Raw genomic sequence first — 9,465 nt, 5'->3', positions numbered from 1 at the left:
AGGAGGAAGATGCTACAATATGGAGTATTTCTTCAACTCCTGACGGAGCATTAACACCCTGTTTTCCGTTATCTCATTCAGGAGTTTCCAGAAACGGTCGCTGTGGTTCATCTCCACCGTATGGCAAAGTTCGTGAAGCAGGACGTAATCGATAAGATGCCAGGGAAGCAACATGAGCGAAAGAGAGAGATTGATACTTTTACGCGTACTGCAACTTCCCCAGCGGGTTTTGCTGTTCATGATCCGTACGCTCGTGAAAGTCAATTTATACCGGTCTGCCAACGTCTTCAGACGGTCCGGCAACAGACGTTTTGCCTCATGCCGCAATGCCTTCTCCAGAAAACCTTTCAATATGAGCTGAACCTCGTCCGATTCAAACCGGGTTTCCAGCGGACAGGCGATATGCAGGATACTGTTGTCCAATTTCATATAAAAATTGGCACGTTCCGTCCGGAAAATATGTAGCAGGAAAGTAGTTGTTTCCAATCTGGCAGTTTCATTCAGCAACGGACGTGCCGGATGCTTTTTCAGAGCGTTCAGAAGTTTTTGCCGGTTCTCTTCAATAAAGGACAACATTCTCCCCTCATCACCCCCGACCGGCATAGTGGCAGTGATCATTCCCTTTGATATTTTCAGCGTATAACGGGTAGCTCGCGGGGCAGTACGGAGAAGGATGGTTCCCAGATCGTTGTCGTATATCTTCTTTTCCATATCTACCTGCAAAAGTAATACTTTAAAGGCAAATAATATTACATCAGAAATGCTTATCTTTGCGCCCGGTATTAGATATTTAATAAGTATAAACAATATAAACAAGGCAATCATGAGCAAGAAAGCACTTTTACTAATCTGCGATGGCTGGGGAATCGGCGACCGTGGTAAAGATGATGTAATCTACAACACTCCCACCCCTTACTGGGACGAATTGTTGAAAACATACCCAAACTCTCAGTTGCAGGCTTCCGGCGAAAATGTTGGTTTACCTGACGGACAGATGGGTAACTCGGAAGTTGGCCACCTTAATATCGGTGCCGGCCGCATCGTTTACCAAGACCTGGTGAAGATCAATATCGCATGCCGCCAGAACACAATCCTCGATAATCCGGAAATCAAACGTGCTTACAGCTACGCCAAAGAAAACGGCAAACAGATCCATTTCATGGGACTGGTTTCCGACGGTGGTGTACACAGCTCATTGGAACACCTGTTCAAACTGGCGGATATCGCCAAAGAATACGGAATCGACAAAGCATATGTTCATTGCTTTATGGACGGTCGCGACACGGACCCGAGAAGTGGTAAAGGCTTTATCGAACAGCTGGAAAACCACCTGCAAACAACAGGCGGAAAGATCGCCTCCATCATCGGCCGTTACTATGCAATGGACCGTGACAAACGTTGGGAACGCGTAAAAGAGGCTTACGACCTGATCGTGAACGGCACGGGTAAACCTTGCGAAGACATGGTTCAGGCAATGGAAGAGTCATACGCAGAAGGTGTAACAGACGAATTTATCAAACCGATCGTACACGTAGAAAACGGTAAGCCGGTAGCGACTATCGAAGAAGGCGACGTTGTGATCTTCTTCAACTACCGTAACGACCGTGCTAAAGAACTGACAGTCGTCCTGACTCAACAGGATATGCCGGAAGCCGGAATGAAGACTATTCCGAACTTGCAGTATTTCTGTATGACTCCGTACGATGCTAGTTTCGAAGGCGTTCATATCCTGTTCGACAAGGACAATGTAGAAAATACACTGGGTGAATACCTCGCTTCAGTCGGCAAAACACAGTTGCACATCGCTGAAACAGAAAAATATGCACACGTTACTTTCTTCTTCAACGGCGGACGCGAAACTCCGTTCGAAGGTGAAGACCGTATCCTGGTTCCGTCTCCGAAAGTGGCCACTTACGACCTGAAACCGGAAATGAGTGCTTTCGAAGTAAAGGACAAACTGGTTGAAGCCATCTACACAAAGAAATATGACTATATCGTTTGTAACTATGCAAATGGCGACATGGTAGGTCACACCGGTATTTACTCAGCCATCGAAAAGGCTGTTGTTACTATCGACGCTTGCCTGAACGACACAGTCGAAGCAGCTAAGGCTAATGGCTACGAAGTAATCATCATTGCCGACCACGGTAATGCCGACCATGCTTTGAACGAAGACGGCACACCCAACACTGCTCACTCTTTGAATCCTGTTCCATTCGTTTATGTAACAGAAAACAAAGACGCTAAAGTTGAAGACGGTATCCTGGCAGACGTTGCTCCTTCAATCCTTCATATCATGGGGCTGAAGCAACCGAAAGAAATGACAGGAAAATCATTGATCAAATAATTATTGTACCAATAGTAACTTTTCCCCTCTTGAGAGGGGGCAGGGGGTGTGTAAACTTCAATAACAAACCCTCATGTCCTCCCTGAAGAGGGGTATTTATTACCTCTTCCCTGATAACAAAATGATCCAAATAGACGACACCCTGGTCAGCCTGGACCTGATCGAGGCAAATTTCATCTGCGACCTTGCCCAGTGCAAAGGCATTTGCTGTGTGGAAGGTGATTCCGGTGCCCCGCTTGAGAAAAGCGAGATTGCCAAACTGGAGAAAGCGCTTCCGGTCGTATGGAACGACCTGTCACCCGAAGCCCAGGCAATTATCAACAAACAAGGCGTAGCCTATATCGACTGCGAAGGTGATATCGTCACCTCCATCGTTGACAACAAAGATTGTGTATTTACCTGTTATGACAGCGACGGTACTTGTAAATGTGCTATCGAGAAAGCCTACCGTGAAGGGAAACTGTCCTTTTACAAGCCGGTATCCTGCCATCTCTATCCTGTCCGTGTAACCCAATACAAAGACTTCCGGGCTGTCAACTACGACCGTTGGAAAATATGTAAAGCGGCAGAAATATTAGGACAAAAAGAGAAACTACCCTTATATAAGTTCCTGAAAGAACCGCTTATCCGCAAGTTCGGCGAGAAATGGTATGAAAGTCTGGTCGAAGTAGCTGAGGAGTGGAGAAAACAAAAGGAACAGGAAAAATTGGGTTAGTGCCAATAATAGATGTGCCTGTTTATGGAACACGGATAACGTGTCTTCTGTCAGACTATAGTATAAAGACTGTTTTTGACGTCCTCATAAACATTTTCAAGGACCTCATAAACATTCACGAGGGCGTCAAAAACATTTATGAGGCCCTCGTGAACAGAAATCATCCCTAGGTTATTCCGCTTTTCTTATCAGATCAGCCGTCTGGCCTTCCTCTTTCAGATAAGTTTCTATATGACGTTTTTTCTTGTCTTCCAGAATCTCATTGATCGCAATCAGGATACCGGTCTCTTCCACATCCCCAAATTCATGGTTGATGGCCGTCCCGAACACGCGCATCTTCGGTGAAAGGCTCATATAGGCATTCACCAGCGGCGGCACATTGATACCGAATTTACGTACTTCCTGATTCAATACCTTATAATTGTCCTTGAAGTTATCATAACGGAACAACTCCTTCATCTTCTCTATGTCCGTATCGGTTTCCAACGGATAGACCGGAGTCACCAGCTTATCCGCATCCGGAAAGTGCATCCCCAGAAAATAAAGAATCATATTACGTGCTTCCGTATTATACGTATTATACATCGTCACCTTCCCGAAATAATATTGCAAACTCGGATCGACTACCGACAAAGCTCCCAATCCATCCCACAAATTATCCAACACAAACAATCCTTTTGCGCCAGCACGTGTAGACTGATATTCCAAAGTAACGAAAGAACGGCCCAACTCGACCGTATAAGGGAGGAACTCTTTATTAAACTTTTCCGAGAAATTGAACAGATGCGAAGTAGCCAACATCGGCTTCCCGTTCTCATCGAACTTGACATCCGAACCGCACAGGAAACGGTAACCGCCCAGGATCTGCTCATCTTCCGGACTCCAGACAATCAACTGCCGATAAGCGTCCTCCATCGTATCGAACTCGTCGATATCTACCGGGAACCCCGTTCCCCCACCATAGTAACGAAATGCGATTTCCCGCAGACGCCCGATCTCCTGCATCACGTGGGGAGCGTCGTGGGCTGTAACAATATATATTTCATTGTTTGACTTATTCGTGCTGCGGAGTTTCTTTTCTTTCGTCAACTCCGACTTCAGAAGAGCACGATCAGTCGGCTTAATAATGTCTTGCATATATTATAGAGTCTATGTTTTCCTGAGATTATAAGCAAGTTCCTTCACCCACTCGGCCCATTCGACCGGCTTCTTGCTGCTATCGAAAGTCTGCCACGGGACAGGCTTGCCAAAATGGATACGGAACGTTTTATGCTTAGACCGGAACATTTCATCCGGCAAATAAATCATTTCATAGTTCATCTTTATACCCAACCTCTTGCGCAGATTTGCCAACCGATAGAAGAAATTAGAGTTTCTTCCTTCGAAATATACTGGAACGACATCCCGCTGATGTTCGACTGCCTTCTGGATAAACGATTTCTTCCAGTCGGTATCCTGTATCTGTCCGTTTATCTTACGCGAACAAAGTCCTGCGGGGAACGTCACGATCTGATTTTCGGAAGCATAGGCCTCGTCGATCAGCCGGGCATTGTTTTTACCCTGTGCACCATGTTTGTTGATAGGGACAAAGATGGACCTTAGATTTGACAAGTAGAGAAGCAGGTCATTGACCAGGTAACGGATCTTTCCGTCATAATGCTGTCCGATCACTGCCGAGAGGCAGATACCGTCAAGCCCTCCCAACGGATGGTTGGAAGCAAAAATATAGCGGCCTTCCGCCGGGATGTTCTCTTCGTTCACCAGTTCCAGGGTCAGGTCAAAATAACCGATCAGTTCCTGCATAAAATCAACCCCATCCTTATCATGATAACGGGTTAGGATATCATTCAGTTCGTCCTGATGAATGGTACGGATCAGATAATTGACAATAAAACCGGGTATTTTACCGGCCACGGAGGGCGCTTTCTGCTGTAATACCTGTTTTACATCAATTTGTGTAATACCTTCTTGTGCCATCTTGCATAACTCTTGTCAGCAGCAAAGATATAGCTAATAATTAAATTTGAATGCATTCGGCAAAAGTTTTTAAGAAGTTTCAAGTACTTAAGCCATATGTTCTTTACTGCCGGATAAAATAAAACAGCACCTGTATCCGTTATACATTATACTATCTGACGCGTATGCACGAACATGGAGATGCGAATTCTTCCATCGGAATTCATATTTTTTGCATAAGTTGAAACAAAATAATCAATAATTATGTTTTTATAGACAGAAATGAAGATGCATATATATACACAGACAGATGTTAATTAGCATAAACGGTTGTTTTAAAAGACAATAAGAAGAAAACTGGAGTCCTAGGTAAACCTTTTTTAATATAAACAGCCCGCTATTTTTACCTTTTTTGTGTAAATATTAAACTAAAATGAGCGTTATTTGTTCTGTTAAAAAGAGAAAGTATTTAGAATGAGGAAATCTACGATTTGGTTACTCGCAGTTGTGATGGCATTTGCTTTTGCTGGTTTGCTTTTCCTACAGGTTAAGTACGTGAGCATCATACTCAAAAAAAGCAGCGAGCAATTCAATGAAACAGTCAAAAGAAGCCTGCACCAGGTCTCAAAAAACCTGGAGTTGGATGAAACGCAGAGATATCTGGAAGAAGATCTTAAGCGTGACGAGAGTTATTATCTGCAAAATAACCAGGATCCCCAAGAGATTACTCAGACAATCACCCTGCAGAAATCACAAATAAAGGACGCCAACGGTAATATACTGCAAATAGATCAGCTACACAGTTTCAGTCAGAAATTCGAACCGCTGTCATCGCTGGACAAAAAACAAACGTCCAATAATATTATCAGTACTTCCCAGGATCTGCAAAAAACGCTTATGCGCCGTCTTAAATATCAGAATGCTTTGATGCAGGAAGTTTTGGTGAATATATTAAATACGGCAAACCTTAAACCGATTCAGGAGCGTGTCGATTTTAAGAAGTTGAACAATTACTTAAAATCAGAATTTATTAACAATGGTTTGAACCTGCCGTTCATATTTTTTGTTATAAACAAAGACGGGAAAACCGTGTACCAGAGTGGGGAAATAAAGAAGGAACCTATTGCGTCTGATATAATTACGTACGTATTGTTCCCGAACGATCCTCCCTCAAAACTGAATTATCTGAAAGTATACTTCCCTACAAAAGGTGACTATATTTCAAGTTCTGTAACATTTATTGTACCGTCTGTTCTTTTCTCGCTGATACTGTTGGTAACATTTATCTTTACCATATATATTGTATTCCGCCAGAAGAGACTGTCAGAAATGAAGAACGACTTTATCAACAATATGACGCACGAGCTGAAAACTCCGGTTTCCACTATCTCGCTGGCGGCACAGATGTTGAAAGACTCGGATATAACGAAAAGCCCCGATGTATTCAAACATATATCAGGCGTGATAAATGATGAAACGAAGCGATTAGGCTTCCTGGTTGAAAAAGTGCTTCAAATGTCGTTGTTCGAACGGCAGAAAGCAGCATTCAAACTGAAAGAAGTAGATGCAAACGACCTGGTGATCAGCGTAGCGAACACCTTCGTCCTGAAAGTAGAAAAGTATGATGGCTCACTCGACATTGACTTGCAGGCAACCGATTCGTCCATCTACGTAGATGAAATGCATATCACCAATGTATTGTTTAACCTGATGGACAACGCAGTAAAATACCGCCGTCCGGAAGTGCCGCTTACATTGATGGTAAGAACCTGGAACGACAACAACGGAAAGTTGCTGATCTCCGTTGAAGACAATGGTATAGGAATCAAGAAGGAATACCTTAAGAAAGTATTCGACCGCTTCTTCCGCGTACCGACAGGGAATGTACACGACGTAAAAGGTTTCGGTTTGGGACTGGCTTACGTCCGTAAGATTATCGAGGACCATAAAGGTACGATCCGTGCTGAAATGGGACCCGGAAATGTAGGAACAAAATTTATTATTACTTTACCTCTTATAAAAAGTTAGTTATGGAAGAAAAACTGAAAATCTTCTTTTGTGAAGACGACGAAAACCTGGGTATGCTATTAAGAGAATACTTACAGGCAAAAGGTTATGTAACAGATCTTTTCTCTGACGGAGAAGCTGGTTACAAAGGTTTCACCAAAGGCAAATATGATCTTTGCGTATTAGACGTGATGATGCCGAAAAAAGACGGTTTCACTCTTGCACAGGAGATCCGTTCTATAAATCCTGATATTCCAATTATTTTCCTTACTGCAAAGACGATGAAGGAAGATATTCTGGAAGGATTCAAGATCGGTGCAGACGACTATCTGACAAAACCGTTCAGCATGGAAGAACTCTTGCTTCGTATCGAAGCAATCCTTCGTCGTGTGAAAGGCAAAAAGATGAAAGACATTCCTTTCTACAAGCTGGGTAATTTCTTATTCGATACGCAGAAACAAACACTGGCTATCGGTGACAAAGTGACTAAGCTGACTACTAAAGAATGCGAACTGCTGAGCCTGTTATGCGCTCATGCTAATGAAATTCTGGAACGTAATTATGCACTGAAAACTATTTGGGTAGACGATAACTACTTCAATGCCCGTAGTATGGATGTGTATATCACTAAACTTCGTAAACTGTTGAAAGATGATCCCGGAATCGAAATCATCAACATCCACGGTAAGGGTTACAAACTGATCACTCCTTCAGGAGAAGAACAGGCCCGCGAAGAGGGTATCCAGGTACTTTAATGAACATATCCCGGAGAATAGCCGCCAAAAGCGGGTTCTTCGGAAGATAAAATAAGAAAGGCATTGCTGCTCGAAAGAGTTGGCAATGCCTTTCTTATTTTGGTTGAATACTTGCTCGGAAGCAACAGCCCGAGTTAATACTCAACTGTTTTATTTTTCTTTTTCCACCAAAGGAACGCCACCAGAGTTATAGCGGTGATGATACAGCCGATAGTTTGTGAAACAGTAACATCCATTCCCAGACCTTCAGGGGCGACAAAGATATAAGTCGAACAAACAGCTGTCATAAACAGGGCCGGAATCAGGGTGACGATGTACAGTTTTTTGGAACGTGCCAGGAAGACTGTCAACGCCCAAAGGGTAAATACAGCCAACGTCTGGTTTGTCCAGGCAAAATAACGCCAGATCATATCGAAACCGTCCTTATCTTTCAGACTATAGAGCAATATGCCGATCGCCACAATAAACAATGGTATACAAATCACCAAACGGCTTACCATGCTTTTCTGTTCCTTATGCAGGAAGTCGGCTACAATCAAACGGGCCGAACGGAATGCCGTATCACCGGAAGTGATCGGAGCGGCAATAACTCCCAGGACAGCCAGGATACCTCCGACCGTACCCAGCCATTCTTTAGTGATGCTATCTACAATTACAGCAGCATTACTTTCTCCCATCCCGTTATTATGATAGAAATAAGTTGCGGCAGCCGCCCAGATCAGAGCAACAATACCTTCTGTGATCATCGCACCAAAGAAGACGGGACGTCCCATCCTTTCGCTCTTGATGCAACGGGCCATCAACGGACTTTGTGTCGCATGGAACCCGGAAATAGCTCCGCAGGCAATACTTACAAACATGATCGGGAAAATAGGTAGATTCTCCGGATGCTTATTGGCTAACCCGTCCGTCAACTCAGGCAGGGGAGGATGATTCACAAACAACATCACCAGAATGCCGACTGCCATAAACAGCAGGGCTGCGGCAAACAGCGGATAAATCTTTCCGATGATTTTATCAACCGGTAATAAAGTAGCCAGGATATAATAGATAAATACCACGAATATCCAGAATGTAGCATCAAGATACTCCGGTGTCAGCTTCGCCAGTAAACCGGCCGGACCGGCTACAAAAACGGCACCGACCAATATCATCAGTACCACAGTGAAGCCGCGCATGAATTGCTTGAAGTTATTTCCGAGATAACGTCCGATAATCTCCGGAAGGCTTTCCCCGTTATGACGTAATGAAAGCATTCCCGCCAGGTAGTCATGGACAGCTCCGGCAAAGATCGTCCCCAGGACTATCCAAAGGAAAGAAGCCGTACCGAACTTTGCGCCCATAATAGCACCGAAGATCGGACCAAGGCCGGCAATGTTCAGAAACTGAATCATAAAAACTTTCCAGGAAGACATCGGAATGTAATCGACTCCGTCCTGATGGGTGTAAGCTGGGGTTGTACGGGAAGGGTCCACCCCGAAGATACGTTCTATAAAAGAACCGTAGATAAAATAGCCGGCAATAAGAGTTGCCAGGCAGCAGATAAAGGTTATCATTATAAAGAGTTATTAGAATGTTGGTCTATTCAGAAAAGGATATTTATCGATACACAAACGGGATATCCTGATGGTTTAGTTAGTATAAGATATGAACTACCTTGTCCCCGTGCTTGACACGGGGTCGCA

General features: G+C 43.9%; 8 protein-coding genes. 4 read left to right on the top strand and 4 right to left on the bottom strand.

Annotated features, from left to right (window positions below; translation table 11 throughout):
* Positions 1 to 12: 12 nt before the first annotated feature.
* A complete protein-coding gene (locus HMPREF1535_RS11050; protein WP_046146514.1) occupies positions 13 to 711 on the bottom strand; it encodes a M48 family metallopeptidase in 699 nt (232 codons plus the stop codon).
* A 112-nt stretch (positions 712 to 823) separates the two neighbouring features.
* Here HMPREF1535_RS11050 and gpmI point away from each other — a divergent pair, with 112 nt between their 5' ends.
* Complete coding sequence (gene gpmI, locus HMPREF1535_RS11045) at positions 824 to 2,347, top strand: 2,3-bisphosphoglycerate-independent phosphoglycerate mutase (RefSeq protein WP_009859901.1); 1,524 nt, start codon at positions 824 to 826, stop codon at positions 2,345 to 2,347.
* Between the two features lie 121 nt (positions 2,348 to 2,468).
* The gene (locus HMPREF1535_RS11040) at positions 2,469 to 3,062 is read left to right on the top strand and encodes a DUF3109 family protein (protein ID WP_044215136.1); all 594 of its coding nucleotides are present in this window, start codon (positions 2,469 to 2,471) and stop codon (positions 3,060 to 3,062) included.
* 171 nt (positions 3,063 to 3,233) lie between these two features.
* On the opposite strand, the gene glsB is transcribed toward HMPREF1535_RS11040, so the two are convergent.
* Together glsB and glsA are read right to left on the bottom strand one after the other, a co-directional pair.
* Positions 3,234 to 4,199, bottom strand: coding sequence for a glycine N(alpha)-acyltransferase GlsB (gene glsB, locus HMPREF1535_RS11035; RefSeq protein ID WP_010800789.1), 966 nt, complete (start codon positions 4,197 to 4,199; stop codon positions 3,234 to 3,236).
* Between the two features lie 12 nt (positions 4,200 to 4,211).
* Entirely contained in the window at positions 4,212 to 5,039 is an 828-nt protein-coding gene (gene glsA / locus HMPREF1535_RS11030) for a lyso-glycine lipid O-acyltransferase GlsA (protein ID WP_009859904.1), read from the bottom strand.
* A 453-nt stretch (positions 5,040 to 5,492) separates the two neighbouring features.
* On the opposite strand from glsA, the gene HMPREF1535_RS11025 reads away from it, so the two are divergent.
* Positions 5,493 to 7,046 (top strand): sensor histidine kinase, encoded by a 1,554-nt coding sequence (locus tag HMPREF1535_RS11025; RefSeq protein WP_046146140.1) that lies wholly within the window; start codon positions 5,493 to 5,495, stop codon positions 7,044 to 7,046.
* A 2-nt stretch (positions 7,047 to 7,048) separates the two neighbouring features.
* The gene (rprY, locus tag HMPREF1535_RS11020) at positions 7,049 to 7,780 is read left to right on the top strand and encodes a response regulator transcription factor RprY (RefSeq protein ID WP_005861388.1); all 732 of its coding nucleotides are present in this window, start codon (positions 7,049 to 7,051) and stop codon (positions 7,778 to 7,780) included.
* A gap of 134 nt (positions 7,781 to 7,914) precedes the next feature.
* On the opposite strand, the gene HMPREF1535_RS11015 is transcribed toward rprY, so the two are convergent.
* On the bottom strand, positions 7,915 to 9,336 hold the full coding sequence (locus HMPREF1535_RS11015; RefSeq protein WP_046146139.1) for a carbon starvation CstA family protein: 1,422 nt from the start codon (positions 9,334 to 9,336) through the stop codon (positions 7,915 to 7,917).
* Positions 9,337 to 9,465 lie beyond the last annotated feature (129 nt).

Source organism: Parabacteroides goldsteinii DSM 19448 = WAL 12034 (assembly GCF_000969835.1).
Lineage (GTDB): Bacteria > Bacteroidota > Bacteroidia > Bacteroidales > Tannerellaceae > Parabacteroides > Parabacteroides goldsteinii.
The sequence above is the reverse complement of the archived record's forward strand: the minus strand, read 5'-3'. Positions and strand labels throughout refer to the sequence as shown.

Excerpts from the sequence above, each read along its gene's own strand:
- HMPREF1535_RS11050 (WP_046146514.1), bottom strand. The coding sequence starts at position 711 with ATGGAAAAGAAGATATACGACAACGATCTGGGAACCATCCTTCTCCGT.
- gpmI (WP_009859901.1), top strand. The coding sequence starts at position 824 with ATGAGCAAGAAAGCACTTTTACTAATCTGCGATGGCTGGGGAATCGGC.
- HMPREF1535_RS11040 (WP_044215136.1), top strand. The coding sequence starts at position 2,469 with ATGATCCAAATAGACGACACCCTGGTCAGCCTGGACCTGATCGAGGCA.
- glsB (WP_010800789.1), bottom strand. The coding sequence starts at position 4,199 with ATGCAAGACATTATTAAGCCGACTGATCGTGCTCTTCTGAAGTCGGAG.
- glsA (WP_009859904.1), bottom strand. The coding sequence starts at position 5,039 with ATGGCACAAGAAGGTATTACACAAATTGATGTAAAACAGGTATTACAG.
- HMPREF1535_RS11025 (WP_046146140.1), top strand. The coding sequence starts at position 5,493 with ATGAGGAAATCTACGATTTGGTTACTCGCAGTTGTGATGGCATTTGCT.
- rprY (WP_005861388.1), top strand. The coding sequence starts at position 7,049 with ATGGAAGAAAAACTGAAAATCTTCTTTTGTGAAGACGACGAAAACCTG.
- HMPREF1535_RS11015 (WP_046146139.1), bottom strand. The coding sequence starts at position 9,336 with ATGATAACCTTTATCTGCTGCCTGGCAACTCTTATTGCCGGCTATTTT.